Below are 21,577 nucleotides of genomic sequence, written 5' to 3' on the forward strand. Positions count from 1 at the left end.
AAAATGAAAAAAATACTTTTTATAGCATTATTTATAACAACAGCAAGTTTTGCACAAAAAACAATTAACAACTATAAATATGTTATTGTACCAACGAAGTTTGATTTTGTGAAAGGAAAAGATAAATATCAAACAAGTTCACTAACAAAGTTCTTATTTAATAAATACGGTTTTACAGCTCTTTTAGAAGACGAGAAATTACCCGAAGATATTGTAAATAATAGATGTTTAGCTTTAACAGGTACTGTTAAAGACGATTCAGGTTTATTTACAACAAAGAGTATTGTAGAATTAAGAGATTGTTATAATAAGGTAGTGTTTACTTCACAAGTAGGTAAAAGTAAAGAAAAAGATTACAAAAAGGCTTATCACGAAGCTATCCGCAATGCATTTAAGTCTGTACAAGGATTAAAGTATACGTATATTCCATCAAAAGAAGTAGCTGTTGTAAAAAAGAAAGTAACAGCTCCAGTAGTTTCAGCGATTGAAACAGTAAAAAATAAAACTATTGAAGTTAAAGAGGAAAATACATTATACGCTCAATCAATAACTAATGGATTTCAGTTAGTAAATACAAAGCCTGAAGTTGTTTTTCAAGTATTAAAAACGAATGTAAAAGACGTTTTTGTAATCAAAGATAAAAATGGAATTTTATATAAAAATAGTGATTCTTGGTTTGCAGAATATTATAAAAATGGAACTAAAGTAACAAAGCAGTACCAAATAAAGTTCTAACACATGTTTTTCACTACTCTTTAAAAAATGATAATAAAGAGTAGTGAAAAAACACTTATAAATGTCCATAAAAGAGAAGCAAAAATAATAGGCTTAATACCGCTTTCCTTTAAGTCTTTAATGGTTAAATTCATTCCTACTAAAAATAAAGTTGCTACCAAGAGTCTTTTAGATAATTCTACGATGTCCATCGAAAAACTTTCTGGAACAATTTGATAGCTGTTGAGTAACATTGCTATAATGAAACCTATTATAAAATAAGGGATTTTAATTTTCCTATCATCAGATTTGAAAAGAAACATAGCAAAAAAAGACAAAGGTATAACCCATAAAGTGCGTGCAAGTTTTACGGTAGTTGCTATTTGCAAAGCTTCATCACCATACTCTAAAGCAGCTCCTACCACAGAACTAGTATCGTGAATAGCTATGGCACACCAAATGCCAAATTGCTTTTGAGTTAACCCTAAAATATGACCTAAAGGAGGAAATATAAATAAGGCAATAGCATTTAGAAAGAAAACGACACCAATAGCAATGCTAATAGTTTTATGACTAGCTTTAATTACAGGTGAAATAGCAGCGATAGCACTGCCTCCGCAAATAGAAGTTCCTGAAGTAATCAAAAACCCAATTTTTTTATCAATTGTAAAAAGCTTACTAAAAAATAGGCCTAGAATAACGGTTAGAATAATTGATAAAGTAGTTAAAGTAAGCCCTTCTTTACTTGTTTGTATAGTTTCAGTTAATGACATCCCAAAACCTAAACCAATAACAGATATTTTTAAAAGTATTTGAGTTGCTTTTTTCGTTTTTTCAGGAAAAGGATTACTAAAAATATATGTTATAATAAAGCCAGATATTAAGGCAAAAGAACTAGAAATATAACCGGTTAAGGCTATTGTTATGAAGAATATAAAAAAGCTAATTTGACAGAATTGTTTCATTTTTCTAAGAATTTGATGAAACAAAACTACGATTGAAATATAACTACAAAGCAAATTAAATGGTTATGCCAAATAACTAAAAGTTATAATTGGTTTTGATTAATTTATAAAGTAAGTTCATTTTTTTTGATTGATAATTTGTTCTACAAACAAAATCAAACTCACGCTCAAAAGAAAGTCCTTTAATATCAACAATCTTTAGTTTGTTTTGAATGAGTTTTTCTGTTACAGCATGAATAGATAAGAGAGCATAAGAGTTAGAGTAGTGTAAATATTGCTCAATAGCCTCAGTATTGTTTAATGTAATTACTCTGTTTAGTTTAGTAATGTTATTTTTCTTTAAAGTTTCTTCAATTATTTCACGCGTACCCGAACCAATTTCACGACCTATATAAGGTATTTTACTTAGTTCTTGTTTTGATATAGAACTTTTACTATTAGTATTGTTAGTACTTGTTACCAGTACAATTTCATCTTTAATAAATTTAGAATATCGTAATAATTGATTAGAGGATTTTCCTTCTACAATACCAAATTCTAATTCTTGGTTTAAGATCTTATGTTCAATATCTTTAGTATTACCACTAATTATATTGAATTTTATATTGTTGGAGTTTTGCTGTATTTTAGCAAGTACTTTTGGCATTACATACGTAGCAATTGTAGTGCTTAATCCTAAATTAAATTCAAGAGAAGTGCTCTCTTCATTTAAAAGAAAAGAGCTCTCTAACTCTTCAAACAACTCAGTAATTTTATAAGCGTAATCAAGAAAAATTTTTCCTTCATTTGTTAATGAAATAGAATTTCTTGATCGGTTAAAAAAAGATGTATTGTATTCTTCTTCTAATTTAGAGATAGTTTTAGAAACAGCAGGTTGTGAAATATTCAACTCTTTAGAAGCAAGTGTGAAACTTGAATGCTGAGCAACTTTGATAAAAGTTTTTAGTTTATAATTCATAGCCTTTATGGTATACTAACTAATAATTGTATTTATCTTTCCAACGTTGCTTTAACAGTTCTCTAAATTGATTTTCACGAGCATTGTTTCCAGGTTCGTACAATTTAGTGTTTTTAACTTCATCAGGTAAAAATTCTTGACTCACAAAATTACCTGCATAATTGTGAGAGTATTGATATTCCTTTCCGTAGTCTAAATCTTTCATTAGTTTAGTAGGAGCATTTCTTAAGTGTAAAGGAACTGACAGGTCTCCTGTAGTTTTAACAAGGTTTTGTGCCTCACCAATAGCCATGTAAGAAGCATTACTTTTAGCAGAATTGGCTAAATAAACAGCACATTGACTTAAAATAATCCTAGATTCTGGATAGCCAATTACTGAAACTGCTTGAAAAGTATTATTTGCTAAAATTAATGCAGTAGGGTTCGCATTACCTATATCTTCGGAAGCAGCAATTAACATTCTACGAGCAATAAACTTTACATCTTCGCCCCCTTCAATCATACGAGCTAACCAATATACAGCAGCGTTAGGGTCACTACCTCTAATAGATTTTATAAAGGCAGAAACAATATCGTAATGTTGCTCACCAGTTTTATCATAACGAACCGTGTTTTTTTGAATCTTAGATAACACTAACTCATTGGTAACCTCAATTTCATCATTAGCAGCGACTAATAATTCAAAAATATTCAGAAGTTTTCTGGCATCACCACCAGAAACTTGAAGTAGTGCATCGGTTTCTTTTAAGTTGATTTTTTTTTGAGAAATAATTTCATCTTTTTCCATTGCACGATGAAGTAGAGCAATCAAATCATTTTTGTCAAAAGAATTTAAAATATAAACTTGGCAACGAGAGAGTAGGGCAGGTATGACTTCAAAACTTGGATTTTCGGTAGTTGCTCCAACCAAAGTTACCCAACCTTTTTCAACAGCACCTAATAAAGAATCTTGTTGAGATTTACTAAAACGATGAATCTCATCAATAAATAAAATTGGGTTTTTTTGTGTGAACAATCCACCACTTTTCTTTGCTTTTTCAATAACTTCACGAACATCTTTTACTCCGGAGCTAATAGCACTCAAAGTATAAAAAGGACGCCCAGATTCATTTGCAATAATATTAGCTAAAGTAGTTTTACCAATTCCTGGAGGCCCCCATAAAATTAATGATGGAATAATTCCTTGTTTTATATGATTGGTTAAAATTCCATTTTCGCCTACTAAATGTTGTTGACTAATGTAATCACTTAAATTTTGTGGACGGATTCTTTCTGCCAAAGGTTGATTCATAATGTAAAAATAGCAAAGATTTATGACAGAACTTCAGAAATACTACTTTGGATTTATTTTTGTTATTTTCAAGGTCATGAATACAGAACAACAGCTAAAATTTTCTCCATCGATTTTTACTATACCTTTTTTATTTGTTATAGTAATATGGTTTGTGTACTGGATAGAAATTAAATTCGGATGGAATTTTAACAAGTTTGGCGTTTTTCCGAGAAGTTTTGATGGTTTAAAGGGGGTTATATGCTCGCCTTTTATTCACAGTGATACTAAACATCTTTTTAATAATTCAGTTCCTTTATTTGTGCTCTCAGCTTGTCTTTTTTACTTTTACAAGGAAGTAGCAGTTAAAGTTTTGTTGTTTGGAGGGATTATGACTGGATTATTAACTTGGCTAATTGCAAGAGAATCGTACCATATTGGAGCGAGTGGAATTGTGTATCTACTTTTCAGTTTTGTTCTTTTTAGTGGAATTATAAAGAAAAACTACAGATTAGTAGCTGTTTCTTTTGTTACTATATTTTTATACGGAAGCATGGTTTGGTATGTATTACCAATCAAAGAAGGGATGTCATGGGAAGGACATTTATCAGGACTAATAACTGGGGTCGTTTTAGCACTGTTATACAGAAAAAGAGGAATCGTAAAAGAAAAATTTGAATTTACTAAAACAGAATTTGATTCCATGTTCGATGAAGCAGGAAATTATGCTCCACCAGTAATTGAGGAGGAAGTTGAGTTAGAAGAAATTAAATACAAATATTTTTATAAAGAAGAAGAATAAAAAAATCCTGCTGAAAGCAGGATTTTTAATATTATAAACGTTGTCTTACAACTTCATACAAAAAGGCACCACAAGCAACAGATACGTTTAGAGATTCTATCTCACCTAGCAACGGTAGTTTAGCCTTATAGTCAGCCATTTTTAATACAGAGTTACTTACACCTTTGTGTTCAGAACCCATAATAATAGCAATAGGTTGATTAAAATCAACATCAAAAACTGAAGATTCAGTTTTTTCAGTTGCAGCAGCTAGCTTAATGTCTACCGCTTTTAGTTGAAAGATAGCATCTTTTATATGATCTACTTTACAAATTGGGATTTTAAAAGCAGCACCAGCTGAAGTTTTAATGGTTTCAGCATTTACAGGAGCACTACCACTTTTTTGAATGATAATTCCGTTTACACCAGTACATTCCGCAGTTCTAATAATAGCCCCAAAATTTCTAACATCAGAAACTTGATCTAATAATAAGAATAGGGGAGTATCGTCTGATTCTAACGTAGCTTCTATTAAAGTTTCTAAATCTTGAAAATCAATAGGAGAAATTTTAGCTACAGCACCTTGGTGGTTATTGTGTTTGGATAAACGATCTAGTTTTTCTGTAGGAACTACACTAGTTGATATTTTATTTTTCTTTAAAAGTTTATCCAATTGAAAAAACAATTCTCCTCTCAAGCCTTTTTGAAGGTATACTTTATTAATTGAAGCTCCACTTTCAATAGCTTCAATAATGGCTCTAATACCAAAAATGTTTGTGTTTTGTTCCATGCTGCAAATGTAGTTGATTTTATGGTATAAAAAAACCACCTCGAAAAGAGGTGGTTTTAAATTGTAAGCAAAAATAACTATTGATTTTGATCGTTTAGGAAAGGATTGTTTTGAATTTCATCTTGAGGAATTTCAAAAGTCATTCTCTCCTCATTATAATCAATTGATTCATTAGCTAAGAAAATATGGTTAGAACCTCTATTTACCGTAGCTTTAAAACGCTTCATTGCTAAATAACTCTTACCTTCACCCCATAGTTCAATACGAGTTTGTAAGTATATTTCATCTAATAATGATTGACCACTTAAAGCATCAATATAAGTGACATCTGGAACTCTATTTTGCATAATAGCTTTTAAACTATTTCTAGCAGCACCTTCGTTACCAGAGCGAGCATTTGCTTCAGCGTTTAATAAATAAACTTCTTCAATACGCATATAAACATAATCAGCACTAAGACCGGTTTGAGGTCCTGAACCAATGGCTGCACCAGATTTCCAGAAAAATTTAAATAAAGGTTGTAAATATCTAGTACTTGATGAGTTCGCAAAAAATTGAGCTTTTCTTGCATCATTAGCAGGGATTTGATTATAAAGTCCTATATCAATGGCTTTATAATCACCGGCCCATCCATAACTGTAGGAAAATGCATCAACTTGTCCCCACCAAGAAACTAAACCTAATCCATTTTCAGGAACTATGTCGATACCCCACATCCAACTAGGATCATTAACATTGTTGAAACCATCAGTAACAGAACTTGAAGACTTAATAAAAAATTTATTAGCATCAATAACCTCTTGAGTTAAGGTAGCCATTTTTATGTAATCTGTCTCTCTAGCTCCTAAAACATAAGCATATAAAGTTCTAGCAATATTCTTATCTACTTGATTTTTAGTAGCTCTATCGAAACCGTCTAATAAAGAAATAGCTTCTGTTAGATCTTTTTCCATTAAGTCATAAACTTCTTGGGCAGAAGATTTAGGAAGATTTGTACTAGTGGCCTCAATAGGCATAGGCAAAATCAACTCGCTAGGGTTATATTCTCTTTGATAATATTGAGTTAAATAAAAGTAAGCATAAGCCCTCATTGCTTTAGCTTGTCCCATTGCAAACTTGTTTTCATCAATAGTAGGAGTAAAGTCGTTACCACCTAAACTCTTAATAACTGTATTAGCTGATCTAACGATTCTATAATAATATCTCCAAATGATTCTATTTTCACCTCTGATAAAGTTTTGAGTAACATCAAGTTGAGAGATTCTGTTATACCAACGGAAAGCAGAAGCGGTTAGAGCCATATCTCCAGATACAATATCAGCATAAATATCTTGCCCTTTTTGTCCAAAATCAGTTTGAGAGTCAGAACCACCACTACCAACTTGAATCATTTGTGCGTAAATACCATTAGCAAAAGCTGCAGGTATGTCTGGATTTGTATTTGTGCCAAATTCAGCTTGAGCGCTAGTAAGGTACTGGGTAGGTTGACTATCACCAGAAACTCCACTATTATCTAATAGTTCATCAGCACAGCTATATGAAAACCCTATAGTCACAATTGCTAATGATATTTTTATTATTTTTTTCATAATTATTATGTTAATAAAATTTAAAATTTAACTCTTACACCTAAAGTTAATGTTGTAGCAGGAGCATATATTCTACGTGCAGAGCTTCCTGTTTCTGTAACAGCAGGGTTAAAACCTCTTCTAGTGGTTTCATTAAAAAGGTTATCTCCAGATACCCAAATATTTAATAAATCTATACCAGACTCTCCTAAGAACTTATTAGGTAATGTATATCCAATTCTAGCATTGTTTAAAGCTATAAAATCAGTACTAGTTATAAAGCGAGATGATGCTGAAGAAATATTAGCAACTACATCAGAATCGTTAGCTAAGAGAGGCACATTAGTTTGGTCACCAGGATTTTGCCATCTATTTCTAATATCTACGTGAAAGTTATTGTTTCCAGACATAAGTTCAGCATAAGTGTTGTCATATGCATATCCACCTAAACTGTAAGTAAACTGAGTAGAAAAATCAAAGTCACTTAATTTTCCTGATAATCTAAAAGCACCTCTTACATCAGGAATTAGTGATTTATTAAGGAATACTTGAGTAGCATTAGAGTAGTTCTTGGTTGTAGTTTTTTTAATATTAGCATTCGATGCGCTTAATCTATACTCATAAAGAGAACCAGTAGTACTGTCATCTCCATTTTCTAAAGTGCTAAAATCATCTTCACCAGCATCTAATATATCATTATTATTTGCATCATTATAGTATTGATTCCATAATGGCGCACCATCATCAGGATCTACACCAGCCCATTCTTGCATATAAAAGTCAAAAATAGAACGACCTTGAGCATAAGCGTAACCTCCATCCTCACTTGAATTTGAATCCAGAATTTTTGGTAAACCAGTTGAAGGATCTAATGGCATAGTTTTCATTTCGTTACTTAGGATTTCTCCATTTAAAGATAAGTCTAATTTAAAGTTTTCCTTATTTATGATATGTGTAGTAACATCAAACTCAAACCCGTTATATTGAACTTCTCCATCGTTTACCAAAATAGAAGAAAGTCCTGAAGAAGGTCCAAGTCTTCTATTGAAAAATAAATTGTCGGTATTTCTTATATAATAGTCAAAGTTAGCATCAACATAATTACCTAAACTTAATTCAACACCAGTTTGGAACATTCTAGTTGTTTCCCAAGTTAAATCAGGATTACCAGCTAAACGTAAATCAATAGCAGCACCACCTCCAATAAAATTAACATTAAATATATCAAAACCAGAAGTATTTAAAGCACCGTCTTGATCTCCTGTTACACCCCAAGAAGCTTTTGCTTTTAAGTAAGAAATAAAACTGTTTTGCATAAAGTCTTCTTCACTAACAACCCATGAAGCACCAACTGAGCCAAATACACCCCACTTATCGTTTACAAATCTAGAAGAACCATCCGTTCTCAACGATCCTGTGAAATAATACTTTCCAGCATAGTTATAGTTTACTTGTCCAAAATAAGATTCAATTCCCGAGCCAACTTCATAGCCTGAGGCTGCAGCACTGGCTTCTAAATAATTATTTAAGTTATATAAGCCAGGAACAACTATGTTTTGTTTAAAAGCTTGATCTTGTACAAATCTTCTTTCAAAAGTTTCATGAGCAGCCAAAGCTTCTAAACTATGATCTCCAAAAGAGGTTTTATAACGTAAGAGTTGTAAGAATGTTTGAGACCATCTAACTCTGTTTCTAACAGTAATGTTTCCATTAACTCCAGCAGCAGTACCATAAGCATGGTTACTAATATTGTTTCTTTGTTCGATAGAGTATTGACCTCCAAATTTAGTTTCAAAAGATAACTTATCAGTTAATTTAAAATTAGCACTAAAACTACCATTTAATGCATGTGTGTCAAACGCATCCAAATCTAAAATAGCAGAAGCTATAGGGTTTAATAAGTTTGATATAGGTCTATCTCTATTAAAACCATTTGTAGTTCCTGTTGGAGCACCATAGTCAAATTGGTTGCCACCATAAATAGGATCAGGAATTAATTGACCTGTGTTAGGGTATCTAGCATATACTGGATAAATAGGAGCCATCTTATCAGCAAATTCGAATACATTTTCAGCTCCTACAATCTGACCATTATTTGTGCTTTCAGAATAAGCATAACCTATATTTACTCCTATGTTTAACCAATCTTTAACATCAGAGTTTAAATTAAGTCTGGTAGTATACCTTCTGTAGTCTGAGTTTAAAGAATAGCCACTGTCATCAAGATATCCAAATGAAGCAAAATACTTAGATTTTTCTGAACCTCCAGAAAATCGTACGTTAGCTTCTTGTCTGATTCCAGTACCAAAAGCTAAATCAGCATATTTTTCTGGAGTAAAAAGACGTTGAACACCAGAGCGAACAGTTTTTGTAGCAGGATCTATTAAAGCAGAAGCATCAGCAACATTCCACATATTATAACCGTCACCAGCTCCAACTGAAGTAAATAACCTTGCATTAGCATAAGCTACAGGGTCAGCGCTACCATCTAAAGCTCCCTCATTATAAATACCTTCCCATGTATAACCGATATATTCTTCTGGAGATGTTAGAACCTCATATCTAGGTATAAGTTGTGTGTTGATACCTGTTTTAACATCAACCTCTATAGAACTTCTTTCAGAGTTGTTGCTACCACTTTTTGTAGTTATAAGGATAACTCCATTTGCTCCTCTAGAACCATAAATAGCTGTTGCTGTAGCATCTTTTAGTATTGTAGTATTTTTGATATCCGAAGGGTTAATCGAGTTTAAGTCAAAATTCCCAGCAAAAGGGATTCCATCAACCACATATAATGGGCTACGATTACCTAAAGGAGAACCATAACCACGAATACGTACAGTACCAATAGAACCTGGTTGCCCTGAAGTGTTAATTACTGTTACACCCGAAACCTCACCAGCTAATGCTTGAGATACGTTAGAAAAAGATTTAGCCTCAATGTTTTCAGCTTTAACTACAGATGCTGTACCAGCATAAGATTTTTTTGTAGTAGTACCATAACCTACGACAACTACTTCTTCTAATAAATTGTCTGTTTCTAACACAACGCTAATTTGGTTAGAAGACCCAACAGTTTTTTCAGTAGTTTTCATACCTACAAAACTGAAAACTAAAACATCCCCTGTCTTAGCTTGAATAGAGTAGTTTCCATCAAAATCAGTTTCAGTACCCTGTGTAGTACCTTTTTTTAAGATCGTAACCCCCGGTAATGGACCAGATTCATCTGAAACAGTACCTGAAATCGTTCTTTCTTGTGCAAAGGATATTTGCACAATTAACGCTAGGAATAGCGTTAAAATTCCATTAAACTTTGTTCTCATTATGTAATTATTTGAATTAATTAGCTGCTAAAATCATAAATATATCTTAAATAAACAATTTTTTAACATAAAAAAGTGCCTTGTTAACAAGACACTTTTAATAAAAGATGTTATATAAATGTTAATTTACATCCCAAAATAATTTTGAGACCATAGTATCTCCATCAGATAAACTCTGTCTAGCAGCATTCCAGTTGGTATTATTCAATAACTGCTCCTTTTGAGGATAAGTAACTCTATTAGGTATTGTATTCAAATCAGGTACAAGAGTGGTAAATGTAGCAGAACCATAAGTGTCACCTGGAACAGTTAATGTATTAGGATAGCCAGTTCTTCTGTATTCTGTCCATGCTTCTAAACCGTCCATATAGAGAGCTATGTATTTTTGGGTTAAAACGGTTTCTTGATTAGCTGCAGGTAAATTAGCTATATAAGAATCAGCATCAGTATTTGATACACCCCAGAACACCATTGAAGCTTTTACTCCGTTTTCGTAATTAGCTTGATTCCATCCATTGAATTCAGATCTAATAAATTCTATCTCAGAATAAGTAAGTATAGGTTGCTTGTAGTTTTGCTTGATTATATCTGAGCTAGGAATTCCTTCGTCACTCACAGCTCTAGCTGTAGCATTTCCAAAGCCATATGGTAAACCTACTACTTCAGTAGTTCCTAAGCGAGTGTCAAAATATTGAGTTGTTCGAGGGTCTTCTTCAGTAATTGAAGTAAAAGGGCCTACTCGATTATATAGCAACTCTGTAAAAGATAATGCAGGACCAAAGTCTCTTCTTGCTTCTACGGTAAATGCTTGATGCCAAGGACCTCCAGTGATGTCGTCTAAGCCATAAGTGAAATTTGCTTCATCAGCACTAGAATTAAAAGCTTTTGAATCAGATTCATTAAAAACTTGCACAGCTAAAGCATTGTTTACATCACTAATATGGGCAGCTAATCTAAGTCGTATTGAATGAGCAAAAGAAATCCATTTATCAGGATTCCCATCATATAAATGATCACCGTTATTAAATACTGTTTTAGAATCGTCCATTTTATTGGCAGCGTCTAGTAATTCTGCTAAAAGATCTTCATAAATAGTTTGAATGTCAGTATAAGCAGGGCTTGTTACTCCTTCTTCTAGTCGTAATCCTTCAAAAGCAGCATTATCTCTTTGTCCATAACTCCAATAAGGGGCGTCACCAAAAGTATCAACTAATTTAGAGAATGTAAAAGCCATCATTATTCTACAAGCTTGAACTTGATTATTATTATCGCCATAAGTAGCCATTAAGTCAGAAGTTTGAGGGTCTTCTACTAATTCTATAGCTTTTTTTAAGTCAGTTAATATACGATAAGGCCACTCCCATAGATCATCTATTTGGGATGTTCTAAGTGCATATCTATTTTCGTCAGTATAGAATGTTTCAGCCCAATATTGAGCAAATCCTAGGGTTCCTCTAGCTCCTGTCCATTGATCATTTAATTCATAGGCTAAATCGAATTGAGCACTAGTTACTAAATGTGTTGAAGGGGCTACCTCTGGATTATCAGGATCGATAATGTAATCTGTATCACATGCTAAAAATGAACTTAGCAAAAGTGAAGCGAATATATATTTTATTTTTTTCATCTTATTTTATTATTTAGAAAGATAAGTTTAAGTTCATACCAAAAGATCTTACAGAAGGTTGTAAACCACCTTCTAAACCTTGAATATTGCCTGAGCCAGTCGATACTGTTTCTGGATCAATACCATCATAATCAAGTCCCCACGTATATAAGTTTCTACCAAACAAACTAAGTCTAGCCTTATCAAAAACTTTTAAAAACTCTCCTTTAAAAGTGTAACCAAGAGAGATCTCTCTTAATTTATAGAAGTCAGCGTCAAAAACATTTTGAGCATCAGGAGTACCGTTACCACCATAATGATAAGCACCGTAATCCGCTGCTGAAATTCTTGTAGTATTAGGAGCTGTGTTTGTAACAGTGTAGCTGTTGCCGTTATCGTTATAAGTAACAGTTCCTGTTACCCCAGGTAATACTATACCATCCTCTCTAATGTTATTGTCAACAGTTGCTTGTAACATACCAGAGTACATACCCCATTGGTGTGTTGTAGAGAAATATTTACCACCTTTACTCATTTCTATTAAGACTCCTAAATCAAAATTTTTGTATTTAAAAGAGTTACGTAAACCAGCTGTGAAGTCAGGATTAGTATTTCCTAATGGGACAAGATCTCTTGTAGCTGCATAGGCTCCATTACTGTTAATAACTTTATTACCTTGGTCATCATAAATGAAATCAGTTCCCATGATGGTAGCATAAGGGTTTCCTACAGTAGCAGCTAATTGAGCTTGAAACGGAGCGTCTGATAAAAGTATAGAGCTTAAGCCATCTTGTAATTCAACTAATAAGTTTTCGTTTTTAGCAAAATTTAAATCAATATCCCATTTGAAATTTTCACTAACAATAGGTTTTAAGCCTAATTGAACCTCTATACCTTTGTTAGTCATTTTACCAGCATTAATCCATTGAGAACCATAACCAGAACCAAAAGAAAGGTCTACAGGTATTATTTGATCTGTTGTTTCATTATTATAATAAGTAACGTCAAGATTTACACGCCTATTTAAGAAGCTTAATTCAGCACCTACTTCCCAAGTAGTAGTAGTTTCATTTTTTAAGTTAGGGTTTAATAATCTTGAAGGTACTGTAACTCTACCGTCTCCTTTGAAAGAATCATCTAAAGATAAGGTTCTAATAATTCGATAAGGGTTGGTGTCGTTACCTACTTGAGCCCACCCTAATCTTAATTTACCGTAGTTAAACCAATCAACATTAGGTAGAAGAATATCGTTAAATACCCAAGCTAAGGAAGCTGAAGGATAAAAATAAGAATTGTTATCTTCTGGTAAAGTAGAAGACCAATCATTCCTTGCAGTTAAATCTATAAATAATTGATTAGCAAAAGCTAAGCTAATACTTCCGAATAGGCTATTTACAACTTTTTGAGAATTATCTGAGTCTTTTACTAATAATCCTAAACTGTTATTCATATTGTATATGTTAGGAACAGATAACCCTCCAGTAGTTTGGTTCATTCTGTAATTCAAAGTATTATTTCTTTTATTTGCTCCAAATAAAGCTGAAAGTTTGAAGTTGTTAGAAATATCTTTTTTGTAATTTGCTGTAAATTCGTAGTTATACTCTTTGAAATCATAAGTTCTCTCTAGGTATTGAGATTGAGCTTGAGAACCTATAGCAACTCTCTCTGAGTTTCTAAAATTATATGTATCTGCATAAATACTTCCCTTAACACTTAAGTCATCAGTGATTTGATAACTTAAACTAGCGTTTCCGTAAACACGAGTTCTATTGTCGGTTGGAAGGTTTTCGTTTACAGTCCAATATGGGTTGTCAGAGTAGTTTGGTCTAGCGTCATTCCAAGCAATTCTATTCCAAGTTCTTTGAGTGCCATCATTATTTTTATACTTCTGTAGTCTTTTGTAGTCCAATTGTCTTTGTCCCCATTGAAAGAATTTTTGAGTCACACTATTATCGTCATAACCTATAACAGGTCTTGTTCCAGACGTTTGTACATAGTTAATAGTGCTTACAGCTGTTAATTTGTCTGATAATTTTTGGTTTATGCTGAACTTAGCAAAGTGACGATTAACCTCAGTGTTTGGAACAATACCTGTGCTCTCTTGTAATCCTGCTGAGAATAATACGTTTCCTTTATCGGTAGCAGAAGTTAAAGTTATGTTATTGTTTGTTGCGATACCAGTTTTAAAGAAAGAGTCTACATCATTTTCAGGAGCAACCCATGCTCGTGGTTTTAAATAATCATTAGGAAAGCTAGTTTGATCAAACGCGTCCCAGTGTAAGACCTTTAAACTTGGATCATATTTAGGTCCCCAGCTCTCATCTGTGTCATAAGCAACTAGCATATACTCAGTACCATTGATCGTTTGTGTGGCAAAGCCATTTCTACCGCCATCTGCATCAGAGATTATAGAACCACCACCATATTCTCTTTGTAATTTAGGTAATATAGCAACTTCCGAAAAGGTAATAGATGAATTAATGCTTACTCCTAATTTCTTTGAGTTTTTACCAGTTTTTGTTGTTATCAAAATAACACCGTTAGATGCTCTAGATCCATACAAAGCTGCTGCAGCACCTTTCAATACGGTAACAGTTTCTATGTTGTTGGGGTCTATATCGTTAATTGTACTACCAAAATCAATACCACCAGCCCCTCTTTGAGTGTCTTCAGTATTGAAATTAGAGTTGTCCATAGGGATACCATCAATAACAAAAAGAGGTTGGTTTTCTCCTGTAACAGAGTTTGTTCCTCTAATTAAAATTCTTTGAGATCCACCTAAGTTTCCAGAAGGAGAGTTGATCTTTAATCCAGCAACTTTACCTGATAAAGCACTAATAGCATTATCGTTTTGCGCAGCGTTTAGTTCCTCTGATTTTACTTTAGGAGCGGCAAAAGCTAAGGCTCTTTCACTTCTCGATTGCCCTAATGCTGTAACTACAACTTCGTCTAATACGTTATCTGTAGCCATTGTCAGGTTTATCGTGTTAGAGCTTCCAATTGTTTTTTCAGTAGTTTTCATACCAACAAAACTGAAAACAAGAATATCTCCAGTTTTTGCTTTAATAGAATACTTACCATCAAAATCTGTCTCTACACCAGAAGTAGTCCCTTTTATTAATACGTTAACTCCTGGTAAAGGACCCGTTTCGTCTGAGACAGTACCTGAAATTACTTTTTCTTGTGCAAAGGACATTTGCACAATTAACGCTAGGAGTAGCGTTAAAATTCCATTAAACTTTGTTTTCATTATGTAATTATTTGAATTAATTGAGCCAAAAATCATAAATAAAACTTAAAAAAACAAGGTAATTGTTAAATAATTCTAAAAAAAACATAGTGTTTTTGTTTTAAGAGTTGTGTTTGTTGTTTTTTTTTGAAGATTATTTAATTTTTTAATACTTAATAAAGGTTTGTTGTTTTTTTGTGTTTTGATAATGTTAGTAAAGGACTGGTGAAGAGTAAGGTAATTAAAGGTAAAGCTGTGTGTTGTTTTTAAAAATAACTTATTGATATTTGAATAATTAGAAAATTATCGTACATTTGCACTCTCTTAAAATTAGAGTAATTTAAGTACAAATTAAAAACAAGTAATAATTTAGTATGCCAACTATTCAACAATTAGTTCGTAAAGGAAGAACCAAAATAACTAAGAAGAGTAAATCGGCTGCATTACAATCATGTCCTCAAAGACGTGGAGTTTGTACGCGTGTGTATACCACTACACCTAAAAAACCTAACTCAGCAATGCGTAAGGTAGCAAGGGTAAGATTAACAAACGGTAACGAAATCAACGCGTATATTCCAGGTGAAGGACATAACTTGCAAGAGCACTCGATAGTATTAGTTAGAGGTGGAAGGGTAAAAGATTTACCAGGTGTTAAATATCACGTGGTACGTGGAGCATTAGATACTGCAGGAGTTGAGGGTAGAACCCAACGTAGATCTAAGTACGGTGCAAAACGCCCTAAAGACAAAAAGTAAAAATTAATTAGTAACTTTTTTAATGTAAAGACATGAGGAAAAGAAGAGCTAAAAAAAGAGTTTTGTTACCGGATCCTAGATTCAACGATCAATTAGTTACACGTTTTGTGAATAACTTAATGTGGGACGGTAAGAAATCTGTAGCGTTCAAAGTGTTTTACGATGCAATGGATATCGTAAACGAAAAGAAAACTGACGAGGAAAAGTCGGCTTTAGAAATTTGGAAAGATGGTTTGTCAAATGTGATGCCTCACGTAGAAGTTCGTTCTCGTAGAGTAGGTGGAGCAACATTCCAAATTCCAATGCAAATTCGTCCGGATCGTAAGGTTTCTATGGCGATCAAATGGATGATTTCGTATGCGCGTAAGCGTAATGAAAAAACAATGGCACAGCGTTTAGCTGCAGAAGTATTAGCTGCTGCTAAAGAAGAAGGTGCTGCTGTTAAGAAAAGAGTAGATACTCACAAAATGGCTGAGGCTAATAAAGCATTCTCACACTTTAGATTTTAATAGAAATGAGTAGAGATTTAAAATTCACAAGAAACATAGGTATTGCTGCGCATATTGATGCAGGAAAAACTACAACAACTGAACGTATTCTTTTCTATACAGGAGTTTCTCACAAAATAGGTGAGGTGCATGATGGTGCTTCTACAATGGACTGGATGGAGCAAGAAGCTGAAAGGGGTATTACAATTACTTCAGCAGCAACTACTTGTACTTGGCAGTTTCCATTAGAAAATGCTAAGCCATTACCTGAAACTAAAGATTATCACTTTAATATAATTGATACTCCGGGTCACGTTGATTTTACTGTAGAGGTAAACCGTTCGTTACGTGTGTTAGATGGATTAGTGTTCTTATTTTCTGCAGTTGATGGAGTTGAGCCACAATCTGAAACTAACTGGAGATTAGCGGATAATTATAAAGTACCTCGTATTGGATTTGTTAATAAGATGGACCGTCAAGGTGCTAACTTTTTAGCAGTATGTCAACAGGTAAAAGACATGTTGAAATCTAATGCAGTGCCAATCGTGTTAAATATTGGTGATGAAGCAGATTTTAAAGGAATTGTTGATTTAGTTAAGAACCGTGCTATTGTATGGCATGATGATAACTACGGATCAACTTTTGATGTTGTAGATATTCCGGAAGAATTAAAAGAAGAAGCTCGTGAGTTACGTGGTAAGTTAATCGAAGAGGTTGCAGCTTATGACGAAAACTTATTAGAAAAGTACATGGAGGATGAAGATTCAATTACAGAAGAAGAAGTGCATGCTGCACTTAGAGCTGCTGTAATGGATATGTCTATCATTCCAATGGTGTGTGGGTCTTCATTTAAGAATAAAGGGGTGCAGTTCTTATTAGATGCTGTATGTCGTTATTTGCCTTCTCCAATGGATAGAGATAATATTATAGGTACTAACCCTGATACAGGTGAAGAAGAAATTCGTAAGCCAGATGCAAAATCACCGTTCGCAGCGTTAGCATTTAAAATTGCTACCGATCCTTTCGTAGGTCGTTTAGCATTCTTCCGTGCGTATTCTGGTCGTTTAGATGCAGGTTCTTACATCTTAAATAACCGTTCAGGTAAAAAAGAGCGTATTTCTCGTATCTATCAAATGCACTCTAATAAGCAAAATGCAATCGATTATATCGAGGCAGGAGATATTGGAGCTGGAGTAGGATTCAAAGATATTAAAACAGGTGATACTTTATCGGATGAGAAGAATCCAATCGTTTTAGAATCTATGGATTTCCCAGACCCAGTAATCGGTATTGCTGTTGAGCCAAAAACTAAAGCTGACGTTGATAAATTAGGAATGTCTTTAGCTAAGTTAGCAGAAGAAGATCCAACATTTACTGTAAAAACTGATGAAGCTTCAGGGCAAACTGTAATATCAGGAATGGGTGAGTTACACTTAGATATTATTGTAGACCGTCTAAAACGTGAGTTTAAGGTTGAGGTAAATCAAGGACAACCACAAGTAGAGTACAAAGAAGCTTTAACTGCTGTTGCTGATCATAGAGAAGTTTATAAGAAACAATCTGGTGGTCGTGGTAAATTTGCTGATATAGTATTTACTATGGAGCCTGCTGATGAAGGTGAAACAGGATTACAATTTGAATCTACTATTAAAGGTGGTAACGTTCCTAAAGAGTTTGTTCCATCTGTAGAAAAAGGATTCAAAGAAGCAATGAAGAATGGTCCTTTAGCTGGTTACGAAATGGATTCGATGAAGATTACCTTAAAGGATGGATCTTTCCACCCTGTAGATTCTGACCAATTATCATTCGAATTAGCTGCAAAGTTAGGTTACAAGGCTGCTGCAAAAGCTGCAAGAGCTGTAATTATGGAACCAATGATGAAAGTAGAAGTGTTAACTCCGGAGGAGAACATGGGAGATATCGTTGGAGACTTAAATAGGAGAAGAGGACAAGTAAACGATATGAGCGATCGTGCTGGATCTAAAGTAGTGAAAGCTATCGTTCCTTTATCAGAAATGTTTGGATATGTTACTTCATTAAGAACATTATCTTCAGGTAGAGCAACTTCTACAATGGAATTTTCTCATTATGCAGAAACTCCAAGTAACATTTCAGAAGAAGTAATCGCAAACGCTAAAGGTTAATTAAGATGAGTCAAAAAATTAGAATAAAGTTAAAATCTTACGATTATAATTTGGTAGACAAGTCTGCTGAAAAAATTGTAAAGACAGTAAAGAGTACTGGAGCTGTAGTAAACGGACCAATTCCTTTACCAACAAATAAAAAGATTTTTACCGTATTACGTTCACCACACGTAAACAAAAAATCAAGAGAGCAATTTCAATTATCTGCTTACAAAAGATTATTAGACATTTATAGTTCTTCTTCAAAAACTATTGATGCGTTAATGAAGCTTGAATTACCAAGTGGAGTTGAAGTTGAGATCAAAGTATAAGTAAATCAATAACTTTCGGTTTAATTTTGTTAAGCCGAAAGTTTTTTTTACTTTTGCACACCGAAATTTTGGTTTCGGAGTGTAAAAATTTCTGGAAAGTATTCAGAAATTACATGTCCTGAGGGTTTCGCGAAGGAAAAACGGTAAAAAACAAATTCAGAGAGTGAAGGTGTTTTCGCTCTTTTTTTTTGAGAAATTCAAAGGTGAAATAAGAAACATTTGTTTCAAATATTTATTTTATTAATAGACGCGCTGGATAAAAAATATCTAATCGTCTGAAAATTAACAAATATGTCTGGGTTAATAGGAAGAAAAGTAGGAATGACCAGCTTATTCGATGAAAACGGGAAGAATATTCCTTGTACTGTAATCGAAGCAGGTCCTTGCGTTGTTACCCAAGTCAGAACCGAAGAGGTTGACGGCTATAACGCGTTACAACTTGGTTTCGATGACAAAAAAGCAAAAAGCTCTAATAAAGCTTTAGATGGTCACTTTAAAAAAGCTGGTACATCTGCTAAAAGAAAAGTCATTGAATTTCAAGGATTCGAAGGTGAGTACAAATTAGGTGACTCAATTACTGTTGAACACTTTACTGAAGGGGAATTCGTTGATGTATCAGGAGTTTCAAAAGGTAAAGGTTTTCAAGGTGTTGTTAAACGTCATGGTTTTGCCGGAGTTGGACAAGCAACTCACGGTCAACATAACCGTTTAAGAGCTCCAGGTTCAATTGGTGCAGCATCTTACCCTGCAAGAGTATTCAAAGGAATGCGTATGGCAGGTCGTATGGGTGGAGACAAAGTAAAAGTTCAAAATTTAAGAGTTTTAAAAGTGGTTGCAGATAAGAATCTTATCGTTGTAAAAGGAGCAATTCCTGGTCACAAAAACTCTTATGTAACTATCGAGAAATAATGAAAGTAGCAGTATTAGATATTACAGGAAAAGATACTGGTAGAAAAGTCGAACTTTCTAGCGAGGTATTCGGAATTGAGCCAAATGATCACGCGATTTATTTAGATGTAAAGCAGTATTTGGCTAATCAAAGACAAGGTACTCATAAATCGAAAGAAAGAGCTGAGATTGCTGGTAGTACAAGAAAGATTAAAAAACAAAAGGGAACTGGTACAGCTCGTGCGGGTAGTATCAAGTCTGGTGTTTTTAGAGGTGGAGGACGTATGTTTGGTCCAAGACCAAGAAACTATTCTTTTAAGTTAAATAAAAACTTAAAGCGTTTAGCACGTAAATCAGCTTTAAGTATTCAAGCAAAAGAAAACAATTTAGTAGTTGTAGAAGACTTCAATTTTGAAGTTCCAAGAACTAAAGAGTTTACCAATGTATTAAAAGCTTTAGAATTAGACACTAAAAAGTCTTTATTCGTATTAGGTGAAGAAAGTAAAAATGTTTACTTATCATCTCGTAACTTAAAAGGTTCTAAAGTAGTAGATGCTTCAGGTATTAACACATATAGCATTTTAAATGCTAGTAAAGTAGTTATTTCTGAAAGCTCTCTAGAAGGAATTGAGTCTAATTTAAGTAAATAGGGAACAAGATGAGTATTTTAATTAAACCTATTATTACAGAAAAAGCTACAAATGATAGCGAGTTAAATAACCGTTATACATTTGTTGTAAATAAGAAAGCTAACAAATTAGAAATCAAAGGAGCTGTTGAAGCTACTTATGGTGTAGCGATTGAATCTGTAAAAACAATGAACTATCCTATTCAAAGAAAAACTAAATACACTAAAAAAGGTTTAGTAACAGGGATAACAAGTGGGTACAAGAAAGCAATCGTTCAGTTAGCTGAAGGAGAAACTATTGATTTTTATAACAATCTTTAAGAAAAGACAGAATGTCAGTTAGAAAATTAAAACCAATAACACCAGGTCAGCGTTTTAGAGTTGTAAATGGGTTCGACACCATTACTACTGATAAGCCGGAGAAATCTTTATTAGCTCCGAAAAAACGATCTGGAGGTCGAAACAATCAGGGTAGAATGACTACACGTAACATCGGTGGAGGTCATAAACAAAAATACCGTATTATCGATTTTAAAAGAGATAAGCAAGGTATTCCTGCAACAGTAAAAACTATCGAGTACGATCCAAACCGTACGGCATTTATTGCATTAGTTAGTTATGCTGATGGTGAAAAACGTTATGTAATTGCACAAAACGGATTAAAAGTAGGTCAAACAATCATTTCAGGAAAAGATGCAGCTCCAGAAGTTGGAAATGCTATGTACTTAAGTGAAATTCCTTTAGGTACTACAATTTCTTGTATAGAATTACATCCAGGTCAAGGAGCTGTTATGGCTCGTTCTGCTGGAGCTTTTGCTCAATTACTAGCGAAAGAAGGTAAATATGCAACAGTTAAGTTACCTTCTGGAGAAACAAGATTTATCTTATTAACTTGTATGGCTACAATTGGAGTAGTGTCTAACTCAGACCACCAATTATTAGTTTCAGGTAAAGCAGGTAGAAGTAGATGGTTAGGAAGAAGACCAAGAACTAACGCAGTAAGAATGAACCCAGTTGATCACCCAATGGGAGGTGGTGAAGGACGTTCTTCTGGAGGGCATCCAAGATCTAGAAACGGTATTCCTGCTAAAGGATATAAGACTAGATCAAAGACCAAAGCTAGTAATAAGTATATCGTAGAACGTAGAAAGAAATAATA

General features: G+C 33.5%; 18 protein-coding genes. 10 read left to right on the plus strand and 8 right to left on the minus strand.

Annotated features, from left to right (window positions below):
• Positions 1-3 precede the first annotated feature (3 nt).
• Positions 4-735, plus strand: coding sequence for a hypothetical protein (locus tag C7448_RS05700; RefSeq protein ID WP_115900412.1), 732 nt, complete (start codon positions 4-6; stop codon positions 733-735).
• A gap of 20 nt (positions 736-755) precedes the next feature.
• Here C7448_RS05700 and C7448_RS05705 read toward each other — a convergent pair whose 3' ends face one another.
• From C7448_RS05705 to C7448_RS05715, 3 genes are all read right to left on the minus strand, one after another.
• On the minus strand, positions 756-1,679 hold the full coding sequence (locus C7448_RS05705; protein WP_115900413.1) for a YeiH family protein: 924 nt from the start codon (positions 1,677-1,679) through the stop codon (positions 756-758).
• A gap of 76 nt (positions 1,680-1,755) precedes the next feature.
• Positions 1,756-2,637 carry a LysR family transcriptional regulator gene (locus C7448_RS05710; RefSeq protein WP_115900414.1) on the minus strand — a complete coding sequence of 294 codons (882 nt, stop codon included), beginning with the start codon at positions 2,635-2,637 and terminating at the stop codon, positions 1,756-1,758.
• 19 nt (positions 2,638-2,656) lie between these two features.
• Positions 2,657-3,928: a replication-associated recombination protein A gene (locus C7448_RS05715; RefSeq protein WP_115900415.1), complete on the minus strand. Its 1,272-nt coding sequence runs from the start codon at positions 3,926-3,928 to the stop codon at positions 2,657-2,659.
• Between the two features lie 76 nt (positions 3,929-4,004).
• Here C7448_RS05715 and C7448_RS05720 point away from each other — a divergent pair, with 76 nt between their 5' ends.
• Complete coding sequence (locus tag C7448_RS05720; RefSeq protein ID WP_115900416.1) at positions 4,005-4,709, plus strand: rhomboid family intramembrane serine protease; 705 nt, start codon at positions 4,005-4,007, stop codon at positions 4,707-4,709.
• Between the two features lie 31 nt (positions 4,710-4,740).
• On the opposite strand, the gene rlmB is transcribed toward C7448_RS05720, so the two are convergent.
• The 5 genes from rlmB to C7448_RS05745 all read right to left on the minus strand — a co-directional run bounded on the left by rlmB (position 4,741) and on the right by C7448_RS05745 (position 15,225).
• Positions 4,741-5,478 carry a 23S rRNA (guanosine(2251)-2'-O)-methyltransferase RlmB gene (rlmB, locus tag C7448_RS05725; protein WP_115900417.1) on the minus strand — a complete coding sequence of 246 codons (738 nt, stop codon included), beginning with the start codon at positions 5,476-5,478 and terminating at the stop codon, positions 4,741-4,743.
• Positions 5,479-5,555: 77 nt separating this feature from the next.
• A complete protein-coding gene (locus C7448_RS05730) occupies positions 5,556-7,067 on the minus strand; it encodes a RagB/SusD family nutrient uptake outer membrane protein (RefSeq protein WP_115900418.1) in 1,512 nt (503 codons plus the stop codon).
• Between the two features lie 20 nt (positions 7,068-7,087).
• A complete protein-coding gene (locus tag C7448_RS05735) occupies positions 7,088-10,369 on the minus strand; it encodes a SusC/RagA family TonB-linked outer membrane protein (RefSeq protein ID WP_115900419.1) in 3,282 nt (1,093 codons plus the stop codon).
• A gap of 121 nt (positions 10,370-10,490) precedes the next feature.
• The gene (locus tag C7448_RS05740) at positions 10,491-11,996 is read right to left on the minus strand and encodes a SusD/RagB family nutrient-binding outer membrane lipoprotein (protein ID WP_115900420.1); all 1,506 of its coding nucleotides are present in this window, start codon (positions 11,994-11,996) and stop codon (positions 10,491-10,493) included.
• Positions 11,997-12,009: 13 nt separating this feature from the next.
• Positions 12,010-15,225 (minus strand): SusC/RagA family TonB-linked outer membrane protein, encoded by a 3,216-nt coding sequence (locus C7448_RS05745; RefSeq protein ID WP_115900421.1) that lies wholly within the window; start codon positions 15,223-15,225, stop codon positions 12,010-12,012.
• Positions 15,226-15,578: 353 nt separating this feature from the next.
• On the opposite strand from C7448_RS05745, the gene rpsL reads away from it, so the two are divergent.
• The 8 genes from rpsL to rplB all read left to right on the plus strand — a co-directional run bounded on the left by rpsL (position 15,579) and on the right by rplB (position 21,575).
• Complete coding sequence (rpsL, locus tag C7448_RS05750) at positions 15,579-15,959, plus strand: 30S ribosomal protein S12 (protein ID WP_115900422.1); 381 nt, start codon at positions 15,579-15,581, stop codon at positions 15,957-15,959.
• A gap of 32 nt (positions 15,960-15,991) precedes the next feature.
• Positions 15,992-16,468 carry a 30S ribosomal protein S7 gene (gene rpsG, locus C7448_RS05755; RefSeq protein WP_100925426.1) on the plus strand — a complete coding sequence of 159 codons (477 nt, stop codon included), beginning with the start codon at positions 15,992-15,994 and terminating at the stop codon, positions 16,466-16,468.
• A 5-nt stretch (positions 16,469-16,473) separates the two neighbouring features.
• Positions 16,474-18,591, plus strand: a complete 2,118-nt coding sequence (gene fusA / locus C7448_RS05760; protein WP_115900423.1) for an elongation factor G — start codon at positions 16,474-16,476, stop codon at positions 18,589-18,591.
• A gap of 5 nt (positions 18,592-18,596) precedes the next feature.
• Positions 18,597-18,902 (plus strand): 30S ribosomal protein S10, encoded by a 306-nt coding sequence (gene rpsJ, locus C7448_RS05765; RefSeq protein WP_024740605.1) that lies wholly within the window; start codon positions 18,597-18,599, stop codon positions 18,900-18,902.
• 291 nt (positions 18,903-19,193) lie between these two features.
• A complete protein-coding gene (rplC, locus tag C7448_RS05770; protein ID WP_115900424.1) occupies positions 19,194-19,811 on the plus strand; it encodes a 50S ribosomal protein L3 in 618 nt (205 codons plus the stop codon).
• Complete coding sequence (gene rplD / locus C7448_RS05775) at positions 19,811-20,440, plus strand: 50S ribosomal protein L4 (protein ID WP_115900425.1); 630 nt, start codon at positions 19,811-19,813, stop codon at positions 20,438-20,440. The genes rplC and rplD overlap by 1 nt, the downstream gene beginning before the upstream one ends.
• A gap of 8 nt (positions 20,441-20,448) precedes the next feature.
• Positions 20,449-20,739, plus strand: a complete 291-nt coding sequence (rplW, locus tag C7448_RS05780) for a 50S ribosomal protein L23 (protein ID WP_115900426.1) — start codon at positions 20,449-20,451, stop codon at positions 20,737-20,739.
• Between the two features lie 11 nt (positions 20,740-20,750).
• Entirely contained in the window at positions 20,751-21,575 is an 825-nt protein-coding gene (rplB, locus tag C7448_RS05785; RefSeq protein ID WP_115900427.1) for a 50S ribosomal protein L2, read from the plus strand.
• Positions 21,576-21,577 lie beyond the last annotated feature (2 nt).

It is taken from the genome of Tenacibaculum gallaicum (genome assembly GCF_003387615.1).
GTDB lineage: Bacteria > Bacteroidota > Bacteroidia > Flavobacteriales > Flavobacteriaceae > Polaribacter > Polaribacter gallaicus.

Excerpts from the sequence above, each read along its gene's own strand:
- rplC (WP_115900424.1), top strand. The coding sequence starts at position 19,194 with ATGTCTGGGTTAATAGGAAGAAAAGTAGGAATGACCAGCTTATTCGAT.
- rplD (WP_115900425.1), top strand. The coding sequence starts at position 19,811 with ATGAAAGTAGCAGTATTAGATATTACAGGAAAAGATACTGGTAGAAAA.
- rpsJ (WP_024740605.1), top strand. The coding sequence starts at position 18,597 with ATGAGTCAAAAAATTAGAATAAAGTTAAAATCTTACGATTATAATTTG.
- C7448_RS05715 (WP_115900415.1), bottom strand. The coding sequence starts at position 3,928 with ATGAATCAACCTTTGGCAGAAAGAATCCGTCCACAAAATTTAAGTGAT.
- C7448_RS05710 (WP_115900414.1), bottom strand. The coding sequence starts at position 2,637 with ATGAATTATAAACTAAAAACTTTTATCAAAGTTGCTCAGCATTCAAGT.
- rpsL (WP_115900422.1), top strand. The coding sequence starts at position 15,579 with ATGCCAACTATTCAACAATTAGTTCGTAAAGGAAGAACCAAAATAACT.
- C7448_RS05720 (WP_115900416.1), top strand. The coding sequence starts at position 4,005 with ATGAATACAGAACAACAGCTAAAATTTTCTCCATCGATTTTTACTATA.
- C7448_RS05735 (WP_115900419.1), bottom strand. The coding sequence starts at position 10,369 with ATGAGAACAAAGTTTAATGGAATTTTAACGCTATTCCTAGCGTTAATT.
- C7448_RS05745 (WP_115900421.1), bottom strand. The coding sequence starts at position 15,225 with ATGAAAACAAAGTTTAATGGAATTTTAACGCTACTCCTAGCGTTAATT.
- C7448_RS05730 (WP_115900418.1), bottom strand. The coding sequence starts at position 7,067 with ATGAAAAAAATAATAAAAATATCATTAGCAATTGTGACTATAGGGTTT.
- rplW (WP_115900426.1), top strand. The coding sequence starts at position 20,449 with ATGAGTATTTTAATTAAACCTATTATTACAGAAAAAGCTACAAATGAT.
- rpsG (WP_100925426.1), top strand. The coding sequence starts at position 15,992 with ATGAGGAAAAGAAGAGCTAAAAAAAGAGTTTTGTTACCGGATCCTAGA.
- fusA (WP_115900423.1), top strand. The coding sequence starts at position 16,474 with ATGAGTAGAGATTTAAAATTCACAAGAAACATAGGTATTGCTGCGCAT.
- rplB (WP_115900427.1), top strand. The coding sequence starts at position 20,751 with ATGTCAGTTAGAAAATTAAAACCAATAACACCAGGTCAGCGTTTTAGA.
- rlmB (WP_115900417.1), bottom strand. The coding sequence starts at position 5,478 with ATGGAACAAAACACAAACATTTTTGGTATTAGAGCCATTATTGAAGCT.
- C7448_RS05700 (WP_115900412.1), top strand. The coding sequence starts at position 4 with ATGAAAAAAATACTTTTTATAGCATTATTTATAACAACAGCAAGTTTT.
- C7448_RS05740 (WP_115900420.1), bottom strand. The coding sequence starts at position 11,996 with ATGAAAAAAATAAAATATATATTCGCTTCACTTTTGCTAAGTTCATTT.
- C7448_RS05705 (WP_115900413.1), bottom strand. The coding sequence starts at position 1,679 with ATGAAACAATTCTGTCAAATTAGCTTTTTTATATTCTTCATAACAATA.